A 24521-nucleotide genomic window follows, 5' to 3' on the forward strand; every position below is an offset into this window, starting at 1 on the left:
AAGTAGCTGTTTAGTTGTATAAAATACACTTATCTGCTCCCACCCTCTTTTTCACAGTAATGTTTCTATTCCTACCTCCTCCTTGCGGACTCTCGTAGTATACTAATTGGAATAAGATACAGATGTTTTATTTTGGATAAGGAGGTTTGAGATGGTAAATAGCTTTAAGAATGCCAAGGCGCAAGAACGAGTGTGGCACTCCTATGAGCAGATGGTTAAGCAGTGGCCCATTCCACTTGAGGAGATCGATGTTCCAACCACATATGGATTGACGCATTGTATCCTTGCTGGTCAAAAGGGTAATCCACCTTTACTACTGTTTCATGGTGTTGGTGATAACTCGGCGGTCATGTGGATCTTAAACATAGAGGAATTATCGAAGCATTTTTATTGCATCGCGATTGATACTTTGGGTGGACCCGGAAAAAGCATACCTAACGAGCAGTTTAACAAACAGAAGTTTGAGCAAGTAAAATGGATTAATGAAATAGCGACGTATCTGAATATAGACGTCTTTAATATTGCGGGTGTGTCCAATGGTGCCTATATTGCTTTTAATTATGCGACCAAGCAACCGGACAAAGTGAACCGTGTCGTTTGTTTGGAGGGCGGGATGGTCACTGCACCGATTAAAGCCATGATCCAAACCTTAATGATGATGTTCCCGGAGATTCTAATTCCAACAGATCGTAATTTATTAAAAGTTCTAAAGAAGTTAAGCGCACCTAACTCCCCTTTATTTGATAACCATCCAGTATTGGCGGCTCATCTAATCCTTTTAATGCGGACTCATAATCAGCAAGCTATGTTTGTGCATAAGCTTCATCCATACGATAAGAACGCCGCTGTTGCAATCAGAGACAAGCTCTATTTTTTAATCGGTGAGCACGCGCTAAAACAATCGAAGGATTTCATAAATATTTTAGAAGATGGAAAGTTCTATTACCAAGCCATCCCCCATGCGGGACACGGGATTAATCATGAGCAACCGGATAGAGTAAACACTGAGATTATCAATTTCCTGACAGACGATAAGGATAAATCACTTGCATCCAGATGAAAGCGCTACTATTATGTTTGTAATTGCACATACCCATCCTAGATAAGGAGATGATTACCATCAGATACGGAACATTAGCGCACACATTTGGTTGTTTACCCCTCAAATCGTTGACAGCAACGCTTCAGAATTATGATATCGATTTTGTTCAACTTGCTTTATCCAAAGCTATTCAGGACATCGATACCTCCACAGGTAAATTAAGTCCAGGCCTCGCAAACTATATTGGCGAACAATTTGACAGAGCAGGTATACGTATCGGAGTGTTAGGCTGTTATATCAATCCCATTCACCCGGATCCTGTTATTCGGAGATTAGAAATAGATCGCTTTAAAGAACATCTACGGTATGCCCGCCAATTCGGCGCCCCTATGGTGGCTACGGAGACGGGCGCACTGACTACTTTCCAAGCACAAGATCCGCTCCATTACGAAGAGATCGGCTGGGATATATTAAAGGCAACTGTACAAGAGCTTGCAGAGGAAGCTGAAAAATGGGGTGTTTTTCTCGGATTGGAGGGGGTCTGCACACATACTCTTTCTACACCAGACAAGATGCGCCGCATCTTAGATGAAATTCCCTCTGGCAATATCGGGGTTGTCCTGGATCCATGCAATTTTATTGGTGACGCTGTAGATATGCAGGATCAAATTATTGATGACGCCTTCAGGTTGTTCGGGGATCGGATCATTTTGGCGCATTTAAAAGACATCTATCAAGATGGAGAGAGAATTTACCACGGTAAAGCTGGTGGAGGGCATTTCCATACCGAGGCTTTCCTGAGCAGACTCCAAAAATTCAAGCCCATGATCGACGTATCTTTAGAAGATATAACGAACCTCGAGATTAATGAGACCGTTGCGTTACTGAAGAATATTGCTTCTATTGAAAAATAATGCTTTTCAAATTGGATAAATGGTACCTTTCTAAGCGAGTTGAATAAGATAAGAAACAGAACGATTGAGTAACATCGTTTGACGATTAAGCCCTAACTTGGAAGGGACGGGATTACCGATGAGATTCACATTCCCTATTCTGACCTTATCTCATGGTGGAGCTCAACGCATGCTGGTAGAACTCACCAATGGGCTAACAGCTATGGGGCATCAGGTTACTATCCTCATGCCTGTGGATGGGGTTGTTTCCTATGATGTCCGCTCCATCTTAATCCGTTCCACACATATGGAGCTTCAAGAACAGGACTATCCCTCAGGCGATGTTATTGTTTCTAATTTTCATACGACAGTCACTACCTCTCAAGCAGCTTGCAATCAAGGAAAAGGAATTCATGTAAGATTGTCATTATGTTATGAACCCCCCTTTTTACCAGATAGTTCACTGTCGTTCCCTTCTTATCATGTCACAGAGCATCTAATTGTTTTATCGCATTGGCAGCAGGAGCTGATTCGTTTAAATCATGGGATCACAGGAAAAATCGTGCCCATTGGCATAAGCTCCTCCTTCAAGAATATGAATATCCGTTACAGTCTTCAGGAGCCTTTAAACATAACAGCTATATTAAGAAAAGCAGAACGTGGTTTCTCATGGCACCGTGAGCAAGACTTTCTTATAGAGCAGCTGGATCACGTAAAAAATCAATGTCCCCATGTAAATATTAACTTTATCAGTCCGCCCGACGAGTTCAACACTTCAGAAGTTCTCCAAAGAATGAAAGCTACTGGCAAATATCGATTCTTCACACCAGCGAATGATGAAGAGCTCTGTTACCATTACAACGGTGCAGATATCTTTGTTAGTTCTAGTATTTTTGATACGGGTTCTTTGCCGGGGCTTGAAGCCATGCGGTGTGGCGCAGCACTCGTCTGTGTTTATTCAGGTGGAAATATGGAATACGCAAATCACGAGAAGAACTGCCTGCTCTCCTATCGGTACGAGAATCGGCTTGGTGATGATGTCATCCGCCTAATCCGAGACCCAAACTTAAGAACTAAATTAGCCGCACAAGGTGAAAGATCTTCCCACAAATGGACATGGGCAAATAGTGTCAGGTTATTTGAGCAAGCGGTTAGGGACTTCTTGTTAAAAACTAGACGATCTTAAAAATAGTGAAGGCTACTCTCTCTTACGATAGTTGCCTGGCGAGACGCCATAACGTTCCCGAAATACCCTGTGGAAATAGGTGTAGCTTCCAAACCCCGTCTCCTCTGCTATTCGCTCTAAGGTATAATTGGTGTTGTCCATTAATCGAAGTGCCATTGCAAGCCGAATTTGCCCAGCATATTGCATAATAGAGTAGCCGAATTGAATTTTGAATACATGTACGGCCCTCGTTACACTAATTCCGGCATGGGCAGCTACATCCTTTAGCCTAATTTCTGATGTAGCATGCTCCTCTACATAACTCTTCATCTTAAGCCCGTGCAGCAGTGAGGCTGATGATGATGCAGGTGCTTCTTCCATAGCCCGATCTAACAGCAGACATAGCGCTTTAAACAGCGCCTCAAGTATTTCAGGGCTACCCCCATCTAATCTTCTATTCTCCAGATCAAGCTGTTGCCATATACTTTGCAGCTTGCCATCATCCGCAATTCTAACCTTCTTCGGTCTTTCGCGCAGGTTCCACCACTGATCCACCCATTCCCCTGTACACATTACAAAATAGTCCACACTATGTCCCAGCGGACTCTTCTTTTCGCCGATTCTCAGATCATATATATCTTGAGGCTTAAATAATAACAGATCACCAGGCACCACGGTTACCATGTCCCCATCGATCAGTACTTCACACTCCCCTTCTGCTTGCAGCCTGATGATATAGGTATCCAGCCCACTGCGATATAATTGCCGAAAAGGCTGAGTATGGCGAATTAAGCCGCATAGGCTTATTTGAACACTATTAGTTTCCATTGCATTCACTCCTCTTCACTAAGTAGTCGATGACCAGATCGTTGAGGTTATTAGCCATATTGTTTCTTCAAAGAGCAGTGAATCTCCTTCTATAATAAAGACAGAATTTATATGTACAGGAGGTTACCAACCAATATGAGTAAAATTGTTCGCGTCATACAAACAGCAAAAGAAACTACCGACCGTCTGACAGAAAAAGACCCTCTCATCTTCCTCCCCGATACGTCAGGCGTCGAATCAGAGCTCATCAATATTTATGATGATCTGGAGTATCAGGAAATGGAAGGTTTCGGTGGTGCACTTACCGAGGCTTCTGCTGTTACCATCGCTAAACTAAGTGAAGCTAAACAAAAAGAAATCATCGACGCTTATTTTGATCCTGAGCACGGAATTGGGTATACCCTTTGCCGCTCGCATATCCAGAGCTGTGACTTCTCACTGGGCAACTATGCTTATGTAGAAGAAGGCGATGCAGAGCTCCGTTCGTTCGATATTTCCAGAGATCAAGAGTCAATTATCCCCCTAATCAAAAATGCTGCAACAGCTGTTGGTGAAGATTTCCGTTTGTTCTCCTCTCCTTGGAGTCCACCTGCTTTTATGAAAACGAACGGTCAAATGAACGGTGGTGGAGCTCTTAAGCCTGAATACCGTGAGGCTTGGGCCAACATGTTCGTAAAATATATTCAGGCTTACATAGCTGAAGGCATCGATATTTGGGCTGTTAGTGTTCAGAATGAAGCGAAGGCTGTTCAAATCTGGGATTCTTGCCTTTATACTGCCGAAGAAGAAAAAGATTTTGTTCGTGATTACTTGGGACCAGCCTTGGAACAAGCCGGTTTGGCTCATGTAAAGGTTATGATCTGGGATCATAACAAGGAGCGCGTGTATGACCGTGCCAAGGTTGCTTTTGAAGATCAAGAAGCTTCCAAATACATTTGGGGAATTTGCTTCCACTGGTACTCCGGAGATCACTTCGAAGCCCTATCGGCCGTTCATGATCGCTTCCCAGACAAGAAGCTGTTCTTCAGCGAAGGCTGCCAAGAAGGTGGCGTTCATCTTGGCTCATGGAACACAGGCGAACGTTACGGCCATGATATCATTGGTAACCTGAACAACTGGATGTCAAGCTGGACGGACTGGAATATTGTCTTGGACGAGCAAGGGGGCCCTAACCATGTAGGTAACTACTGCGATGCTCCAATTATTGGAGATACGAAAAACGATGAAATAATATTTGAGAGCTCCTTCTATTACATCGGGCATTTCAGTAAATACATCCGCCCAGGTGCTAAACGAATTGGGCACTCTAAATATACTGATAAACTTGAAACAACGGCTTTCCGTAACCCAGATGGCACCATTGCTGTTATCGTTATGAACCGCACGGAACAAGAGCTTCCTTTCACCCTGCGCTTCCATAACAACTTGGCTGAGAACATGATTCCGGCTCATGCTATTCAAACCCTGCTAATAAAGTAAAAAGAATAAGGAGGTTCTCTTTATGCCACTCGCATAGAGAGAACCTCCTTTGTTTAAATAAGTGAAATAGGATGTTACAGCCTAGCCGTCAGTATTTCACATCATGCTCTATTCTACATTCACATAACGACTGTAAGCATCGGTACGAATTTTAACCAGCTTATCCAGCCCCATTCCCCGCAGCTGTTTTACATAACCAGCCCAGCCCTCGTTAATTTTACCTGTAATTATAAACTGAGCACGCATTGTATTGACATAACTATCGATATCCGTAGTCAAAGCCGGCAGCAGCTGAAACTCTTCAGCGGTGTACATTACATCAGGGAAAGGTGGCGTTGTATAATCGCTTCCCAGCTTATCGAGCTGCAGCTTCAGTCCATCTCCGGTTTTTGGGTTTAGAAAGATGGATTTTTCAAACACTGGACTGACATATTTCGGCCCGAAATCCCGGAGTGATTGATCCCAATACCAGGCATCAGCACTGGTACCCATCGGTGGGTCCATCAATGTATAAGAACCGTTGATATTTTTCTTAATAACGGTGTCTATCGCTCCCCAGAAATTTTGAATGCTTGCTTCATTGGTATAGAACTGGTCAGCCCAGCGGGCAGCAATCTCTGGGTATTTGCAAGAAGTGGAAATTAGCAGCTCGTTACGCTCCAGATTCATTCCATACGGATTTCCTATGGTGTAGCGCTTACCATCCGGTCCTGCAATCGGAGGAATCGTGATATATTGATCACTCCATTTGCCAAACACAGCATCCGGCGTCCACTGATACGAGAATCCTACAATAGGAGCATCCGGATTAAGAAACTTGGCTGATCTCATCGTTTCATCTTGCGTGAATAACTCTTTATCAAGCAAACCTTCAACAAATAATTTATGCTCCCATTTGAGCCCTTCTTTGTACGCCTCTGAAACAGGGTAATATACCGCATTTCCGTCCTGGACGACCATAAAGTTATTGTTCAGATCCGTGATTCCGAAGGGACTGATGAGATCATTACTTACTTCGATAACAGGTATCTCATCCAGCCTTCCATTCCCATTAGGGTCACGTTCTTTAAATGCTTTTAGCACGTTGTATAGATCATCAATCGTACCCGGAACCTTCAATCCCAATTTATCCAGCCAGGTTTTGTTAATCACGGGTTGGCGTGAGCTTTTAGGACGTAAAGGTAATCTTGCAGGCAAAGAGTAGATTTTCCCGTCAGGAAAAGTACTGATTTTTTTCAATTCAGGCTCTTCCTGCATGGCTGCTTTGAGGTTAGGCATATAGCTTTCGATATAGTCATCAAGCGGCCTGAATAAGCTTAAATTATTGACGATATCCGAATCTCCGAAGGTCTCACTCCCTAAAATGATATCTGGAAGTGTACCGCTTGCCAGCATAATGGACTTCCGTTCACTCCAATCATTAGCAGACATCACCTGCCATTCGATTTTGACATTCGTATTTTTTTCCAAATCCTTCAGCCATTGATTCTGGATAAAGTTATCTCCCATGCTTCCCCACCGAACCGTTAGAACCTTCAGTGTCATGGGCTTATCCACGATTGGCAAACCTTCTTTATGAAATTGACCCGGATCAGATTCAACAGAGTTTACCCCTTTATCCCCTTTACAGGCTGTAAGGCCAGCAAGCAACGTTGTCACTAGAAGAATGACGGTGATTGTTCTATTGATACTGTTTTTGGGTTGCTTTTTCATTACGGTCTTGCTCCCTCACAAATGTTAGTTGAAAAGTAGAAGAGCTTATTCCTTCACTGCGCCGATCATTACCCCTTGGTTAAAGTATTTTTGCACAAATGGGTATACACACATAATTGGAACAGTTGCCACGATAATAACCGAATAACGCATCATATTAGCGAGCCGTAACGCGATTTGTGCGGCTTCTCCGGTCCCCATACCAGACTGCATCTGATTGGTAATCAGAATATTTCGCAGGATCAGCTGCAAAGGATACATATTAGGATTTTTCAAATAAATCAAAGCATTAAAATATGAATTCCAATAACCTACAGCGATCCATAAACCTAACACTGCAATAATAGCCTTCGACAACGGTAGAACGATCTGTGCAAAATAACGGAGATTGCCACAACCATCAATTTGCGCTGCTTCCCATAAATCGCCCGGAATACTAGTCTGGAAAAAAGTTCGTGCCACTATGATATTAAAGACTCCAACTGCGAATGGCAGTACCATAACCAAGAAAGTATCATAGAGATGGAAATCACGAACCGTTAAAAAAGTAGGAATCAACCCCCCGTTAAAGAACATTGTAAATATGAAAAATAGCGAAATATATTTCCGTCCCACAAGGTCCTTTCTTGACAACGCATAGGCAGCTGAGATATTAACTACTAAACCGATTGCAGTCCCAACCACCGTGTACAGGATGGTATTCCAATACCCGATCCAAATATTCTCATGACGAAGCAGCTCTTTATAACCATCAAAAGTAAACCCTTTAGGAAATAGCCAAACTTGACCTCCTGCAACCGCGGAAGGATCACTGAACGAAGCAATGACGATAAAATACAGCGGATAGATCAGGATGATTAGAAAAATTGCCGATATAACGTACATCACAATTTCCATTATAGTATCTGATGAGCGATTCTTCTTTATTTTCCCTACATTTCCTTTAGTCGCTGTCTCTAAACCTCCCATTTCAATGCGCCTCCCTTCTACCACAAGCTATTTTCGCTTAATTTTTTAGAAATCTGATTGACCATGATCAATAAAATAAAATTAATGACCGTGTTGAACAGGTTGATCGCCGACGAAAAGCTATACTGACTGCTGAGCAGACCAATTTTGTAGACATAGGTAGACAGAATTTCACTTGAAGTGATGTTCAAGTCATTTTGCATCAGATACACCTTTTCAAATCCAACCCCAAGCAGCCCCCCGACCCGCAAGATAAGCAATGTTATCGCTGTTGGCATCAGCATCGGAATATCGATGTAACGTATTTTATGCATCCGACTTGCGCCGTCCACGGTTGCAGCCTCGTACAAACTAGGATCAACAGCAGAGAGAGCAGCGATAAAGATAATACTGTCCCAGCCGACATGCTGCCACACATCCGACCAGACGTACACACTGCTGAATAATCCGGAGGAGCCCATTAGATCAGGAGCTTCTTTCCCAAAAAAACTATATATATTGCCCAGTAGTCCGGTGCTTGGTGAGAACAGAATCATCATTAAGCCCACCATAACTACGGTTGAGATAAAGTGAGGCATATAGGATACCGTCTGAAAAAACCGTCTGAAACGGTTTGGTCTCATCTGGTTAACCATCAGCGCAAGTATAATCGGAATCGGAAACGTAATCAGACTGTACACACTGATGATTAGCGTATTTTTGATCGTTGCAGAAAATTGATAGGAATTAAAGAACTTCTCGAAGTATTTGAATCCGGCCCATGGACTTCCGCCTATTCCTAACGCCGGGCTATAATCCTTAAAGGCAATGAGCACCCCATACATGGGTTTATATGCGAATAATAACGTAAGGACTACTGCAGGAAAAAGCAACGTATATAAACCCCAGTTTTGTTTGATTTGTCCAAGTTTCCGACTCAAATGAATTGGATCAGATTTCATAACATCCCCTCCTTATTAAAAATAGAGAATGCTACCCCACAAATTTATGTAGGGCAGCACCTTTTTCGAAAGACGAATAGGTTATTTCACACTCATATAACGACTGTAAGCATCTGTGCGAATCTTAACTAATTTTTCAAGCCCCATTTTATTAAGCTGTTTGACATAATCATCCCAGCCTTCGTCAATTCCGCCTTTGCTAATAAATTGAGCGCGCATTGTATTCACATAACCGTCGATATCCGTGGTCAAGGTTGGCAGCTCCTCGAACTCATCGCTGGTGTACATAACGTTAGGGAAAGGCTCTGTAACATATTCACTACCCAGCTTATCCAGCTGCAATTTCAGTCCATCTCCACTTTCAGGATTAAGAACGATTTTCTGTTCAAAGGACGGGCTCACATATTTCGGTCCGAAATCTCGTAGAGACTGGTCCCAATACCAAGCATCTGCGCTGGTTCCAGCTGGTGGATCCATCAATGTATAGGTGCTGTCATCATTCTTCTTAATTACAGTTCCAATCGCACCCCAAAAATTCTGAATGCTCGCTTCGTTCGTGTAGAACTGGTCTGCCCAACGCGCAGCAACCTCTGGATACTTACTCGAAGTAGTAATCAGCAGTTCATTTCGGTTAAGACTCATCCCAATTGGATTACCGATGGTATAACGCTTACCATCCGGTCCAGCAATCGGTGGAATCGTCACATATTGATCGCTCCATTTACCAAACACAGCGTCCGGGGTCCACTGGTAAGTAAAGCCCACAATCGGAGCATCCGGATTTTGAAACTTCGCCGATCTCATCGTATCATCCTGAGTGAATACCTCTTTATCTAACAATCCTTCCGCATACAATTTATTTTCCCATTTAAGGCCTTCTTTGAACTCCTCCGAAACAGGGAAATAGATCGCTTTTCCGTCCTTGATGATCATATTGTTGTTATTCAAGTCGGCAATTCCGAAAGGACTGATCAAGTCATTCCCAATTTCAATAAAAGGAATCTCATCTTGTTTGCCATTTCCGTTTGGATCTTGTTCTTTGAAAGCTTTAAGTACGTTGTATAACTCATCAATCGTTTCAGGAGCCTTCAGGCCCAATTTATCGAGCCAAGTTTTGTTAATCACAGGCTGACGAGAGCTTTTTGGACGCGATGGAAGTCTTGTTGGCAGTGAATAGATTTTCCCGTCAGGAAAAGTGCTGATTTTTTTCAACTCAGGCGTTTCTTCCATGGCCGCTTTAAGATTTGGCATATTTTTTTCAATATAATCATCTAACGGCCGAAAAAAGCTTAGATTATTAACGATATCGGAATCTCCGAAGGTTTGATTTCCGAGGATAATATCTGGAAGTGTACCACTAGCCAGCAGAATGGACTTCTGTTCGGCCCAGTCATTGGAGGACATCACTTGCCATTCGATTTTGACATTTGTATTTTTCTCTAGATCCTTCAGCCATTGGTTCTGCGTAAACGTGTCTCCCATGCTTCCCCAACGTACGGTCAGCACCTTAAGTGTTACAGGCTCATTAACAATTGGCAGACCTTCTTTGTTGTAACTGCTCGTCTCACTAGTCGCAGCATTATTCCCGTCTTTTCCGCCGCAGCCAGCAATACCAAATACCATAGCCGCAGCCAGCAGACCCACCGTCCATTTCTTTGCCGTCTTTTTCTTACTGTGTTGACTCATCCTCTTAATCCCCCATTTCAATTAATCAAAGATTATCTGAATAGCTTAATCATAACGTCTTATTTTTTCGTATTCCGGACCCTTTAAGACGGTTATCCAGACCTTTGAATCCGCTTACAAAAAAACACAAAATCAAAAGCCTTCGCTTGAAGGAACTTAATAACAGTATCCCGACTTCTGTATGTGCTTTCCGGACTTTGCGGTAAATCGCTAGCGAGTTCTCCTGTATTTTTCCTGCAGAGGTCTTATAATGATTTTATGAACAAAAAAACAGCGAAGCACAAAACCTACCCCATTCGTCATTATATAAAAGTCATGATGGCAGTCTCGTTCACAGTCCTCATTCTGGATTTAGCGATCAGCATTACTTCCATTTCTATCGTTAAGCAGCAGTCCATTCGAAATTTACAGGATACTGCGGCACTCTACATTAATCGTATCAATCATGATTTTGCTTACATTAATCACTATATGGGCTGGACGCTTGGGAACGATGAGAGCTTGCTTGCGATGAATACTTACGGGGTCAACAGTATCGAGTTCTTGAAGGCAAATGATAATCTGCATAAACGCTTTACAGAGCTGCAAAAAAACTACGGACATGAGTACAACTTTTTCTACTATTTAAAAAATGAGAACTACTTTTTAAATTGTGCACCGATCAGTGTGACCTATACGGATTACAGGCAGCTCAAAACGAAGATTATTTCTTTTATTGATGATAAGGAGATGTATGAGAAGTTTTATTCCAAATGGACGCCTATCCTTGTTAACAACCACTACTACGTGATTAATATCGTTCCCTATTACAATCGTTATTTAATTGGACTGATCTCCGCCGATAATCTGATCCGTCCTCTACGCCAAATTAATCTGGGTGCCAATGGTTATGTTTCTCTCGTAGATGAGAATGAACAGCCTTTATCGAGTCCCATATCGAATAGCGGAAAGCTGATAACGGAAGAGAGAGGCTTCTCTAATCTTTTGCAATCGCGTACAACAATCAACAGCGCCTTCTCGGACACCACCTTCAGCACTAAAATGGTCATTAAATATGGCATATTCGAAAAAATCATCATTGCTCAACTGCTTATAATGTTACTCTTCTTCATTGTGACTTCCACTTTATGCATCGTTCTGCTGTTTTTCAAGAAAAGAGTACTAGGCCCGATTCAAAGCTTCTCTGAGAACCTTGCTTTCATAAATGAGGCTGGGCAACCCGCAGATTTCAAAAGCAGTGAGATTATAGAGCTGGAGCAGGCAAACACACAGTTTAAAGATTTAGTTGAACAAATCAAAACCTTCAAAATCGCTATGTATGAGCAGGAACTGGAGAAGCAGCGGATACAACTGGATTATATGAAGCTACAGATCAAGCCCCACTTTTTCTTGAATTGCCTGACTAGCATCTATAGCATGGCCCAAATTGAAATGTATAAAGAAATTGAGAATATGACGTTGTCTACGTCGAAATATTTCCGTTATATTTTTCAAAATGGTGAGAATTTTGTCCGGCTGGAGGATGAAATTGAGCATGTCCGAACCTATCTAGAGATTCAAAAGCAACGATATCAGGATGCATTTATTTACAATATTGAGCAAGAGGATCAGGCAAGCTGTGTGGAAATCCCGCCATTAGTGCTGCAAACCTTCATTGAAAATTCTATTAAATATGCGATTTCACGAGAACATGAAGTAGCGATCAGGCTTACAGTCCAGCGATTACGGATTGAAGAGGAAGACATGCTCGTTATCCAGCTCACCGACACCGGTCCCGGTTTTCCACCGCAAGTGTTAGAGAAGCTTAATCTTGGTGAGCCCTTGGATCAAAGCAACGGTATGCAGATCGGCATTATGAATACGCTTAAACGGCTGGAATATCTGTATTTAAAAAGAGCAACTATCACCTTTTCCAATTTGGAGAGCGGCGGCGCTAGTGTAATCTTATCTCTTCCAGAGCTTCCTAAAAAAATCTAAATGAATGGAGAGCTAACTATGAATGTACTGCTTGTTGATGATGACTTTTATGTTATTGCTGCATTGCAAAAGAGAATAGATTGGGAATCGTTACACATTGATACTGTCTATACAGCAAATAATGTCGCTCAGGCACGTGAAATAATAGAAAAGCATTCTATTCAAATTCTAATTTCGGATATTGAAATGCCTCAGGGCAGCGGATTGGAATTACTGGCATGGATTCGCGAAGGGAATTATAGTATTCAGACTATACTTCTTACTAATTATGCGGATTTCAACTATGCCCAGAAAGCCATTGAATTGCAAAGCTTCGAATATTTTCTGAAGCCCATCGAATTTGATAAGCTGATGCTTATTATCCACAAGGCTGTCACACAGGCAAAAGAGCAGCAAAGAAATGAAAAAGCCATTCAAGGCGGTTACTTTTGGCAAAAAAACCAGGCGAAGATTCTCGAGCATTTTTGGCGAAAGTTGGTTAGTGGAAGCACATCATTTCCGATTAAATTAGCGGACATCACCCTTGCCATTGAGGAACAGAACCTCTCCTATCAAATGAGCGATACTCTGCAGCCTTTAATCTTTAACCTATTTCCTTACAACGGCAGTATGGGAAAAGAAGAGAAGGATCTTTTTGATTTTGCTCTGCTGAACGTATTATATGAATTGTTACAGAGTCCTTGCTTTACCATCGAGAGCATTCTGGAATATAAAGATTATAATTGGATCGCCATATTAAAATGGAACCAGACGCCAGACACACCCTTGCTTGAAGAATTATGCTCTTCCTTTATTCAAAAGGCGATTCCTTATTTAAAATGCGACGTCTGCTGCAATATTGGTTTATACGATAAACTGAATCATGTGGGGAATGTCCTGAAACAATCGCTTCGCATGGATGAGGAAATTACTAGATGCAGAAATCAGACTTTTTTAGTGGAAGCCTATCTCTATCAAGATAAAACTGGCTATACGCCACCGGATCTTGTCTATTTGGAAGAGCTACTGAACCAGAATCAATTCACAACTTTTCTTGAGGAAGTTACGAAATCTCTAAGGGTTATGCTTAACAATAGAACTCTGGAGACCTCTGTCCTTAGCTTGTTCCGCTTAGATATTGTTCAGCTAGTCTATTCATTTCTCAACCTCAAAGGGATACGGTCACACAAACTATACTCCGGCAAAACTAACGATAAATTATCCTTGCACTCTCTGAACTCGATTGAGGATATGGAAGAATATCTTAAATATCTAGTGACTACAGCCATGAAATACCGTGAGTTTGCCGCACAGACCAAATCCGTCGCCGAGGAAATCAAACAATACATTCATTCGCATTACGGTGATGATCTATCGCGAAATGATTTGGCCGAAATTGTCTACCTCAATCCTGATTATCTGGCAAGAATATTCAAACGAGAAACTGGTGTTTCATTAGGCAGCTACGTCATCCAAGTTAGAATCGCGGCTGCAAAGCATCTATTGGAAACCACAAATATGTCTGTTTATACTGTCGCAAACAAGGTTGGCTATAACAACTACTCCTATTTCTCTAAGCTGTTCAAACAAGAGGTCGGACTCCCACCCAACGATTACAAAAAAGAACAACAATACAATCCAGCATATTAAAAAGAGGGTGTCTTAACGACGAACCCCCCCAAAGTCATTATCATGACGACTGGGGGCATTTTTGTTAAGCTTGAAACGCTACATATTGGTCGCCAAGCAAATTTTTAAAATAAGTGCGGTTATATAACATGCTAGGATGGGACGGATAAAAGTTAAGCGCCGTTTCATTATGATGATTTGCTAACTCGTGTTGGCCAAGGCGATCGTAACAGAGTGCCAATTGGAGATGCGGCAGCCAGGTATAAAAAATCCCATTTTTCATCCCCATCGAATCGTTATCCCGTGGCAGCTGTATCGCAAGCTCATACCAGTATGTTGCTGGCTGCAATTGACCCTTTTCCAAAAGAAAGGCCCCAAGTCGGCAGCAGAACTCTGAACGTGGTTTATCGTACTGTAACGTTCTGCATAATGCTTCATATGCGCCGTCTTTATCCCCCAGCCGTTCCCGGCATTCGCCAAGCCTTAAGCAAGCTTGAAAATTATCTTCTATCCAGCCCTGTCCACCCGCCAAAAACAGCTCGTAGTATTTGCAAGCCTCTTCATTTAAAGCATGATCCCTTAATTCATTCGCATAATAATACTGATCCCTTGGAGAGAATGTTTCACCCTCAGCCACTCTTTTTTGGTAAATCCGCAAATTACGGTCTGTATATTCCTTATCCTTCTCATGGGTAATACAGACATCACTACTAAAGGAAGGGCCACTTACCTCTAGATACTCATGTACTGGGCCAATCCATTGAAAATTACAGCTCCTGCGAACTAGCCGATTCCGACGCAAGCTAGCTGTGACATTCCCCGCCTCGTCAAAAGCCAGATTATACTGCATGTTCACGCTGTGAATATGTCCTGGCAGAATCTCCTTTAGCTTTTTAAACAGAATCTGATCCGCTTCCTTTATATAGTCATCCGCATCCAGCCACAAAATATACTCCTGAGTAGCTTTACTGAAGGCAAAATTACGTGCGGCACTAAAGTTATCAATCCATTCAAAATCGTAAATCACAGCTCCGTAGGACATTGCGATCTCTTTCGTCTTATCCGTCGAGCCTGTATCCACGATAACCACTTCATCTACAAGATTTGCAACGCTAGACAAACATTTATGCAGGCTTTTTTCTTCATTTCGTACAATCATACATAAACTAATCGTGACCATACTCGCCCTCCTAAGCGTTTTGTTTAAAATCTCTTTCTATATTGATATGCAGGGTTTATGAAACGGACTCCCTTTCTATCCCAGCGGAAAATGAAGTACTTCAGAAAATAAGGGCTATGTTTAGTGTGAATCTTATAATTTCTTATTTTCACAAGAAACTTTCCACTTCATTCTTAGGTCTATATTAATAAGATCAAAGGAGGTACCGATATATGAAATCAAAACGAAGACGCGTTAGAAATGGCTGGATCTTAACTTCAATATTGTGCGTCGTAATGGCACTTGTGCTGTTGATTGGATATAAAGGCTTCGACTGGAGAACACCTACCATTCCACCCGCATCCACCGACGCACAAACAAATAATGAAGCAAATAACGAACCTACCGTCTCTCAAAATGGGCTCGATTTTCCTAGCAGCGATCCCGATAATGAACCGATCCGCATTCCATTGCACACCACGCTGGCGCAATTAAATATCGATAGTGGCGACGGAAATGTAAATACAGAGGTTCCCCCCATTCCTGAAATGACCTTTGCCTTATCTCAAGAAATGAAAAACCAAATCGAAGCAACGCTCGTCTATAGACCTGATATCGGTGGAGGTTATGTTCTGCTTGCACCTGCTGGATGGCTGGCCACTGCTGTTGTTGGTGCTAATGGTTCGTATGGGGTTACCTTTCAGGATCCAAGCAACCCGGCACAAAACATGAACTATTCAGATAATGCTTGGGGTTGTGTAGGCTGTGCTATCACTGGAATAGGAACCTATTTTCCGAACAAAGACAAATGGGCTATTGAAATGGGATTTACAATTTATAATCCTCTTAAGTTCAGCGAACAGCATACTTTAGGATCGGCAGGAGCTGAAGCTCGTACTGTCAGATATACACTTCCAGCAGACACAAACGGCTATCAAGCCGAGGGTGCCGCCTATTACGATAAAGGTGAATGGGGTTATTTATTCCGCAATATTGAAATACATCAATCTCAAACAGCCTCGCAACAGGAAGTAATAGAGACCCTGATGAAGTTTTTTACAGATCATCATGGACCACTCTTCATCGCTGACCCAAACGGAGAAAAGTCAGACTAATCATGGGGAATTTCTTGATGAATGTTTTTTCAAGGTTTGCCTCTGCATTTAGAAAGACGTAGGTGTTATTTTTTGTTATAATCAAAGCAATGCGTTGTTTATAAATTCAGACATATATAAAGGGGACGTTACCATGACTCAAATTATTAAAACTCTAACTATTGCAGGCAGCGACTCCAGTGGTGGCGCAGGCATCCAAGCGGATCTAAAAACATTTGAAGAGTATGGTACCTACGGCTTTAGTGCCTTGACAACTATCGTTACAATGGACCCGGACAACGGTTGGCACCATAATGTTTATCCAATTGACGCCTCCATTGTTGCTGAGCAGCTAAAAACTATTTTCGCAGGTGGTCCAGTAAATGCCATGAAGACAGGTATGCTGGGAAGTGTTGAAATTGTGCGTGTTGCTGAGCAAGCGATCAAAGAAAATCTACAAACCAATGTAGTGATTGATCCGGTCATGGTCTGCAAGGGAGAAGATGAAGTCTTGAACCCAGACAGCGCGGAGGCTATTCGTGATTTACTGCTGCCACTTGCCACTGTGGTTACACCAAATCTGTTTGAAGCTGGCGTTCTTTCAGGTCTTGGCAAACTTTCTACCCTAGAGGATATGAAAGAAGCTGCTCGTCTGATTCATAAGCTCGGAGCAAGTAATGTCGTGGTTAAAGGCGGCAAAGCACTCGGGGGCGATCAAGCGATTGATGTCTTCTTCGACGGTGCTGAGTACACCGTATTTCAAACAGCCAAAATCGAACCTGCTCACAATCATGGGGCTGGATGTACCTTCGCCGCTGCTATTACAGGCGGTTTAGCTAACGGTCTGTCCGTTCATGAAGCTGTAGCAAAAGCTAAAGATTTTGTCTCCGCAGCCATTCGCAATGGCTTTGCATTCAATGAATATGTGGGTCCTGTATTTCATGGTGGCTATCGTTTAGAACGTTAAACCTCTAAGCTACAGATCCTGAAACAAAAATGGCAGTCCAGATGCTGTAATTCAGCACTGAACTGCCATTTTTTAAATTATCCATGCGCATTTTTGAACCCGCTTCTTTTCCCGAGCCTGTCATAACGAAAGCAAGTACATAATAAAGGGATGGAGCAAACCAACAAGAGCATATTCCATTGGATTATCCCCTTAATATTTAGTGTTTCTAGGATCCATTATTCAAAATCAGTAAATCTAATACTTTGCTTATGCTTACGTCTATTCTGATCATTCCACGAGAGAACGACTTCCAGTTCTTTTGCCCCACTCTTTATAAAAAATTGACTAAAGCTAACCATCTCATTCGGTCTCATATCATAGCTAAATGGATCAGCTAAGATAATTTGTTCCAGATTAGCGTCTTGTACTGGTCGATACAACTCAAAGGTTACATCTATCGTATCTTCACTCAAATTTGTGACTAATAGCTCGTAGCTTTTAAATTTTTCCGGCTGTGGCGAAGGCAGTTTACTTTTATGAAGCTCCACTGCCCATTTGGTTGTTTCACTCCTTATAGGTAGCATACTTTTAACTGCATAAATACTAGAGCCACCAGTAATCATCAAACACAGAACTAGCAGCGTCAGCACAAACCTTCTATTCAATGCTCATATCTCCTCGCTATAGGTATGCGTTTAAGATTTACGAACACTGATTTTTTATGCGTTTTTTGGCAAAAAAAAGTACTCGAATCTAAATTCGAGCACTTCATACACTTATTATTTAATCAAAATAGATAAAGCACTTTTAGAGCCTAAACGGAATGATAAATCATCCTTACCCTGCAATTTCACAGCTACATTCTCAGCCTTTTCACTATCGTTGAACAGAACAACCGCAATAGAGTGATCTGTATTCTTAAACGCTACGGAACGAATCACTTCTTGATTAGTGGAAGCGTCAATACGTACAGCCTTAGGGCGAATGAATTTGCTGAAGTGTGCCAGTGCATAGTAGTCCAGTGTATACGTAAGTTCCTTAGTCTCTTGATTAACCGTCACAATACCGCGACAAGTACTTTTACCAAAGCCCGGGACAGTTGGACCGTTCTTCTCATCTAAGGCCATATTCCACAAGACAAAGGATTTACTATGATTTCTTAGAATATCAATCCCTGTTCTCATGACATTTGAGAAGGCTTGTTCAAACGGAGGAATCCATTCGCCACCAGAACCTTCTGTGAAATGCACTTCTTTATCCGCGAAAGCTTTCAGCACCTCTGATTGTGCTGACGCATTCCCGCCATACCAGTGCCAGGCAACACCGTCCACTTCATCTTTCGCATAATCGAGCACCGTGAGTGGATAATCCGGACGATCCCAGTTGTGATCATAGCAGAGAATTTTTGTATGGATGTTGTTTTTCACGAAGCTAGGCTTCAAATAATTTTTAATAAAATCTCTTTGCGCCTCAGGCAGCATTAACATACTTGGATAGTGCTTTGGTTCAAAAAGAGGCTCGTTCTGCGGTGTTACCGCATAAGTTGGCAGGCCGTGCTCTTCAAATGCTTGAATATATCGTACAAAATAATCGGCATAAGCCTGATAATGTTCATGTTTAAGTTCACCGGCGATCATAGATCCGCTAGTCTTCATCCAGCCTGGTGCACTCCAAGGTGAAGCCATCAGCTTGATCTCAGGATTAAGCTCCAACGCTTGTTGTAACAAAGGGATAATATCAGCCTCATCATGTATGATGGAGAAATGAGTTAATTCTGTATCGGTTTCCTGAGCAGGCATATCGTCATAGCTATAAATATCTCTAGCATAATCCGATGCTCCCATTGGATTTCTTAATACGGACAAGCCAATTCCATCTTGGGAATCAAAAAGCTTGCTCATGACTTCTTTTTTCTGTTCATTGTCAAGAACTTGGTTAATCAAATATGCGGATGAATCCGTAAAGGATGCCCCAAAGCCATCCATTTCCTGAAAGGTTTGATTCTCATCAATAGTTACAGTAGTGGTCGCCTCAGCGTTAGCAATTGGAGTTAATTGTTGTAGACTTTGCTCTACAAATAATGAATTCTCCCCTGTGGATTGATAAATTTTAAGCTCTGGCATGTTGTTTCCCTCCATCTTCCTATGAAGAGGCCCCAATTAAGGGGCCGCATTCAATAATCCAACTTATTTAAGACCTAGTTTTTCTTTGTTTTTCTTCATTTTTTCAGAACGAACTTCTACAATCTTATCCCAGTTGTTATCCTTCAAGAATGCTTTGTAAGCAGCTAAGCTGCTATCAAATGTTGCCTCATCCTTGGCACGAATCATACTCACAAGCGTAGTATTCCAATTCGTATCGATTGCAGACAGACTACGAGCTTCAGGTGTTCCTTGAGCCGGGTTGATATTTTCAAGAATAAAGTGTGGTTTCAGCTTTCCTTTACCCCACTCTTGCATTTGTTTAATAGATTCTGCGAATGCGTCATTACTTAGCGCTTTATCGCGGTCATGTCCAAAGAACATAAATTCGCCCATCCGGTAATCCTTTTTAAATTTATCAGCATTATTCAATTGAAGGTCTTTGATTTCTGGCAAAAATTCAATTTTACCGGCTTCGTTAACTTTATAGGTTTCCCCTTCAATACCATAATTCATTAGCTTTTGTCCTTCTTCACTTAATAGATAAGTGTAGATTTGAATCGCTTTAGCAGGGTCTTTAGCCTTTTTAGTAACATAGGTGATCATCCAGCCTGTAATTCCTGACTGATTCAATGTTGGCTCATGTCCCACTGTGCTTTGTGGTCCATCAATAGCAATATATTCTTTACCTGAATTTTCAGTCATGAAGATTTGCAGGTTACCACTTTGTTGAGGCGTTCCATCGAGCAGCATTGTTGCATATTTACCGGATTTCACTTTTTCTTCAAAGGCAGTACCATCATCAGCAAAACTGTCATCACTAATGTCACCATTTCTGTAGACTTCATTTAATGTTTTCAACCAAGTTAGGTAATCCTCATCCAAGTTACGGTTGTAGAATTCACCATTTTCGGTTTCCATCGGTACGCCGATAAAGTCCTGAAGTACATCTCCCAAAGAACCAGTACCTGTACCAATGGAGTTAAAACCAAAAGGAATCATTGCCGGGAATTGCTTTTTGATTTGCTGTATAACACTCTTGAATTCTTCAGGAGTTCCAATGCTTGGTTTTCCAATCGCCTCGTAAACATCCTTACGGATGACAAATGCCGTTTTAGCAGGAATGTTACCGCTATCAAAATCATTTTGCGTATTAGAATAGTTAGGATAGCCATAAGTCTTTCCGTCTGCTAATTGGAACCAGTTCATCGTATCTTTTGCTGCTACTTTATTGAAATAAGGATCATATTTATCCGCCAAATCATTCAAAGGCAATGCCCAAGTTGCCGCTTTTTGTACCACTGGTGAGTTCGAATCAAAGATAGTCAACAAGTCCGGCATTTCGCCACCGGCAAAGATAGTATTCAGCTTAGTGTCATCGCCTTTAATAAATTTAATGTTGATATTTAGATCCTCTTTAATTTTTTTAGTAACGAGATCTTTACCGAAATCAGTGTTCCACCAGTCTGCATTCACGTACCAAGTGAGATCCGTAGTTTCCTCTTTTTTATCCAGCTTCCATGCCGGTGTTTCCGGATCTATTGTATAACGGCCTTCAATGGAACTTAATTCTTTACTGGAGCTATCAGAATTTCCTTTTGATCCACATCCCGTAAATACTAATACAACAGCCATAAGTGCAGTACAAAGTTTGAGTCCTTTTTTCCCAAATGCTTTGTTCATCCCTTGTTTCCCCCTAAAAAAGTTTTGGTAGTAACGGAAGTGTAGATCTGATAGTACAAGGTACACTTCCGATGGATCATTCCGTACATATGTGTTTGTTATAAAACCCCTCCAATCTTTCTATTCTTTCACCGCCCCCATCATCATTCCTGAAATAAAGTACCTCTGTAATATTGGATACATCACAACAATCGGCAAAGTTGTAATGACAATTGTTGCTAGTTGAACCCCTTTAGTTGTAGTTTCGATGATGGCAGATCCACCAACATTTTGCATGGCTTGCGTTTGCGACTGAACGATAATTTCATAGAGCTTCATCTGCAGCGGATAGAGTGCTTGATCGGTAATGTATAATTTAGTAGTCATAAAGTCATTCCATTGCCCAACTCCGTTAAACAACGCGATCGTAGCCATAGCCGGCATGGAAAGAGGGATAAAAATCTTCAGGAATATACGCCAGTCACCCGCACCATCGATTTTGGCTGACTCTTCAAGTGAATCCGGCACGTTTCTGAAGAAGTTCATTAGAATAACTACGTCATAATAACTGAACAGGGCTGGGATAATATAAACCCAAAAGCTATTCAATAGACCGAGTGATTTAATCAATAAATACGTTGGAATCATACCACCTGAAAAGAACATGGTGATTACACCCATGGCAACGTATAACTTGCGGCCACGTATGTATTTTTTACTCAAGCCATAACCGATCATCGCGCAAAAGAATACGTGGGTAATGACACCGATGAACGTTTTGGCAATGGAGACCAGAAAGGCTAATCCAATCGTCTCGTCATTAAATACTGCGCGGTAATTCTCCAAGGAGAAATCAGTAGACCAGAATATAAATCCGCCTTCCGCGAGCGCCTTACCTGAGCTTAAGGAGGATATGACCACATTCCATAAAGGAACAACGATAATTACAGTACAGATACAGAGTAAAATAATATTTATAGTGTTAAAGATTCGACTGTCGAGATCTTCTTTAGCTACCGTACGATTCACAAAAATGCCTCCTTCTACAGAACTGATTGATTATCATTTAATTTGCTGGACACTTTGTTGGCACTAATCAGTAGGATCACAGAAACAATGGAGACACCTAAACCAACAGCAGTAGCATAAGAGAAGTCACCTTGCGTCATACCCATACGATACACATAAGAATTGATTACCTCTGCTTTGGCACGGTTCTGAGAATTCATCAAGACCAATGTTTGATCCAGATTTGATCCTAATAAACCGCTTACAGTCAGAATTAGATTTAAACTGATAATTGGCTTCATATTAGGTAGGGTAATATTCCAAATTTGTCTCATACGACTTGCCCCATCTATTTTGGCAGCTTCATAATAAGTAGGATCAATTTTGGACATGATGGCTAAGTATAAAATTGTTCCCCAACCTGCCTCTTTCCAAATATCCGATAACGTTGCAATCCACCAATACTTGTTCGCATCAAGCAAGATATTTACCGGTTTCGAAATGATCCCCAAATTGAGCAGGATTTCATTAAACATACCGGAGGAAGAGAACCAAGCAATCAACATCCCGCCCAGAACGATCCAGGACAGAAAGTGTGGTAAATAAGAGATTGTTTGTACTATTTTCTTAAAGCGTCCACCGCTTAATTCATAAATCATGACGGATAAAATAATTGGAATAACAAAACCTATAGCTAATTTCAGAAAGCTGATCCCCAAGGTATTAACTACAGCATCCCAAAAATATTTGTCTGATAAAATAATTCTGAAATTATCAAGCCCCACCCATGGTGCAGAATCGAGCGTGTCTATTACGGTGTAGCTTTTAAAAGCAATCGTTAATCCGTAAATAGGAATGAAACAAAAGATAATCATAAAAATGATTCCCGGGATGACCATGGACTGAATCTCCCATTGCCTCTTATAATCAATCACAAATTCTTTGACCCTCTGTCCCATAGGTTTCTTACTGTTCATTGGATTCTTCCCGTTTACTGGCACTACGGCTAATTTATCCACGTTTTTCTTCTCCCTCCAAATCATGATCCCCAAAACAATAAAAACGTTTTTATTTTTTTTTAAAAAAAACCTCCTAAAAGCAATGAAATTATCAAGCATAAACGCCTTCAGTGTCCTTATCAGGACGATATGCGTTTAAGCGAGAAATATAAGATATAAAGTATAGGTGCAAACTTATACTTTCTTATATTTAGAAAATGATCGGATACTATCTTGTTGCCCTTCTTGAAAGCGTTAGTACCGATCAATCTTCACTTGAGTAGAACCACGTACAATTAGCTCACCCGGCAATTTCATCATTTCGCCCTGTTCCTTCTTCTGAATCATGCGAACCAAGTGATTTATGGATAGAATACCTTGTCTGGCAATTTGATTTCTTACCGTCGTTAATGGCGGTGAGAAATACTGCGCGATATCAATATCGTCAAACCCCATAACGCTTATATCCAACGGGACTTCATATCCATTCGATTTCAAAGCTTGAATACATCCAATGGCGCTCAAATCATTTCCTGCTAAAAAAGCATCAGGCATCTTATCAGGACTTAAGTGAACTAGAGACTTTATAGCGTTATAGGTGCTCTCTTCCTCAAAATATCCTTGGATAATATACTCTTCGTTCGTTGGAAGCTGATATTGACGCAAGGCGGCCAAGTATCCTTCTTTCCGCTGAACACTGTCATACATCTCATCTACACCAGATATGTAAGCAATTTTCTTGTGTCCCAGACTGATTAAATATTTCGTTGCTTCGTAAGCAGATTCAAACGAATTAAAGATCACGCTTCCCATCGTTTCATTCTTAAGTGGTCGATCGAGAAACACTGCTTTGATCTTGTCTTTCACCATTGCAGCAATTTCTTCTTCATCAATTCTCATCTCTTCGTAGATAATGACACCATCGACACGTCTGCCTAAAATATTGCTCATAATTACTTGTTTATCCTTTGTAACAAATACATTTAGCCCATAACCTAGCCGGTCACATTCTCGAGACATGGACTCCACCAGCTTATAGAAGTATGGACCCGATACACTCGTTGTAAAAAAACCAAGCATTTTAGTTTTTCCATTCCTTAGGAGCTTGCCATTTAGGTTCGGAACATAATTTAATTGCTTCGCGACCTTAAGAACATGTGATTTCGTCTCCGGGTTTAATACATCTACGTCATTTAATGCATTGGAAAC

At 41.5% G+C, this 24521-nt stretch carries 20 protein-coding genes; 8 read left to right on the plus strand and 12 right to left on the minus strand.

The features are described 5' to 3' along the window. Positions 1–151: 151 nt before the first annotated feature. The 3 genes from ACWNM1_RS23620 (at position 152) to ACWNM1_RS23630 (ending at position 3121) form a co-directional block, all read left to right on the plus strand. Entirely contained in the window at positions 152–1060 is a 909-nt protein-coding gene (locus ACWNM1_RS23620) for an alpha/beta fold hydrolase (protein ID WP_449602849.1), read from the plus strand. Between the two features lie 50 nt (positions 1061–1110). After that, on the plus strand, positions 1111–1956 hold the full coding sequence (locus tag ACWNM1_RS23625; protein WP_449602850.1) for a sugar phosphate isomerase/epimerase family protein: 846 nt from the start codon (positions 1111–1113) through the stop codon (positions 1954–1956). Positions 1957–2074: 118 nt separating this feature from the next. Continuing rightward, positions 2075–3121 carry a glycosyltransferase family 4 protein gene (locus ACWNM1_RS23630; protein ID WP_449602851.1) on the plus strand — a complete coding sequence of 349 codons (1047 nt, stop codon included), beginning with the start codon at positions 2075–2077 and terminating at the stop codon, positions 3119–3121. 12 nt (positions 3122–3133) lie between these two features. Here the strand turns inward: ACWNM1_RS23630 and ACWNM1_RS23635 are convergent, their stop codons facing one another. After that, complete coding sequence (locus tag ACWNM1_RS23635; protein ID WP_449602852.1) at positions 3134–3928, minus strand: AraC family transcriptional regulator; 795 nt, start codon at positions 3926–3928, stop codon at positions 3134–3136. A 135-nt stretch (positions 3929–4063) separates the two neighbouring features. Here ACWNM1_RS23635 and ACWNM1_RS23640 point away from each other — a divergent pair, with 135 nt between their 5' ends. Continuing rightward, positions 4064–5407 carry a glycoside hydrolase family 30 protein gene (locus ACWNM1_RS23640; protein WP_449602853.1) on the plus strand — a complete coding sequence of 448 codons (1344 nt, stop codon included), beginning with the start codon at positions 4064–4066 and terminating at the stop codon, positions 5405–5407. 108 nt (positions 5408–5515) lie between these two features. On the opposite strand, the gene ACWNM1_RS23645 is transcribed toward ACWNM1_RS23640, so the two are convergent. The 4 genes from ACWNM1_RS23645 to ACWNM1_RS23660 form a co-directional block, all read right to left on the minus strand. Next, complete coding sequence (locus tag ACWNM1_RS23645) at positions 5516–7120, minus strand: extracellular solute-binding protein (RefSeq protein WP_449602854.1); 1605 nt, start codon at positions 7118–7120, stop codon at positions 5516–5518. A 45-nt stretch (positions 7121–7165) separates the two neighbouring features. Beyond that, the gene (locus ACWNM1_RS23650) at positions 7166–8089 is read right to left on the minus strand and encodes a carbohydrate ABC transporter permease (RefSeq protein WP_042187073.1); all 924 of its coding nucleotides are present in this window, start codon (positions 8087–8089) and stop codon (positions 7166–7168) included. A gap of 17 nt (positions 8090–8106) precedes the next feature. Next, entirely contained in the window at positions 8107–9030 is a 924-nt protein-coding gene (locus ACWNM1_RS23655) for an ABC transporter permease (RefSeq protein ID WP_449602855.1), read from the minus strand. A gap of 81 nt (positions 9031–9111) precedes the next feature. Then, on the minus strand, positions 9112–10716 hold the full coding sequence (locus ACWNM1_RS23660; protein WP_076283055.1) for an extracellular solute-binding protein: 1605 nt from the start codon (positions 10714–10716) through the stop codon (positions 9112–9114). 258 nt (positions 10717–10974) lie between these two features. On the opposite strand from ACWNM1_RS23660, the gene ACWNM1_RS23665 reads away from it, so the two are divergent. Next, a complete protein-coding gene (locus ACWNM1_RS23665) occupies positions 10975–12693 on the plus strand; it encodes a sensor histidine kinase (protein ID WP_449602856.1) in 1719 nt (572 codons plus the stop codon). 18 nt (positions 12694–12711) lie between these two features. Then, on the plus strand, positions 12712–14322 hold the full coding sequence (locus ACWNM1_RS23670; protein ID WP_449602857.1) for a response regulator transcription factor: 1611 nt from the start codon (positions 12712–12714) through the stop codon (positions 14320–14322). Between the two features lie 64 nt (positions 14323–14386). Here ACWNM1_RS23670 and ACWNM1_RS23675 read toward each other — a convergent pair whose 3' ends face one another. Further along, positions 14387–15481 (minus strand): glycosyltransferase, encoded by a 1095-nt coding sequence (locus ACWNM1_RS23675; RefSeq protein WP_449602858.1) that lies wholly within the window; start codon positions 15479–15481, stop codon positions 14387–14389. Between the two features lie 212 nt (positions 15482–15693). Here ACWNM1_RS23675 and ACWNM1_RS23680 point away from each other — a divergent pair, with 212 nt between their 5' ends. Both ACWNM1_RS23680 and thiD read left to right on the plus strand, forming a co-directional pair. Continuing rightward, on the plus strand, positions 15694–16575 hold the full coding sequence (locus tag ACWNM1_RS23680) for a DUF4850 domain-containing protein (protein ID WP_449602859.1): 882 nt from the start codon (positions 15694–15696) through the stop codon (positions 16573–16575). A gap of 133 nt (positions 16576–16708) precedes the next feature. Then, complete coding sequence (thiD, locus tag ACWNM1_RS23685; RefSeq protein WP_042187061.1) at positions 16709–17521, plus strand: bifunctional hydroxymethylpyrimidine kinase/phosphomethylpyrimidine kinase; 813 nt, start codon at positions 16709–16711, stop codon at positions 17519–17521. A gap of 218 nt (positions 17522–17739) precedes the next feature. Here the strand turns inward: thiD and ACWNM1_RS23690 are convergent, their stop codons facing one another. The 6 genes from ACWNM1_RS23690 to ACWNM1_RS23715 all read right to left on the minus strand — a co-directional run. Next, entirely contained in the window at positions 17740–18168 is a 429-nt protein-coding gene (locus ACWNM1_RS23690; RefSeq protein WP_449602860.1) for a hypothetical protein, read from the minus strand. A 114-nt stretch (positions 18169–18282) separates the two neighbouring features. Further along, complete coding sequence (locus ACWNM1_RS23695) at positions 18283–19626, minus strand: glycoside hydrolase family 30 protein (protein ID WP_449602861.1); 1344 nt, start codon at positions 19624–19626, stop codon at positions 18283–18285. 63 nt (positions 19627–19689) lie between these two features. Beyond that, positions 19690–21327, minus strand: a complete 1638-nt coding sequence (locus ACWNM1_RS23700; protein WP_449602862.1) for a sugar ABC transporter substrate-binding protein — start codon at positions 21325–21327, stop codon at positions 19690–19692. A 120-nt stretch (positions 21328–21447) separates the two neighbouring features. Then, positions 21448–22335: a carbohydrate ABC transporter permease gene (locus ACWNM1_RS23705; RefSeq protein WP_060622426.1), complete on the minus strand. Its 888-nt coding sequence runs from the start codon at positions 22333–22335 to the stop codon at positions 21448–21450. Between the two features lie 14 nt (positions 22336–22349). Further along, a complete protein-coding gene (locus tag ACWNM1_RS23710) occupies positions 22350–23291 on the minus strand; it encodes an ABC transporter permease (RefSeq protein ID WP_042193674.1) in 942 nt (313 codons plus the stop codon). 276 nt (positions 23292–23567) lie between these two features. Then, on the minus strand, positions 23568–24521 hold a 954-nt coding region (locus tag ACWNM1_RS23715), incomplete at its 5' end, for a LacI family DNA-binding transcriptional regulator (RefSeq protein ID WP_449602863.1).

It is taken from the genome of Paenibacillus sp. Marseille-Q9583, from assembly GCF_976954365.1.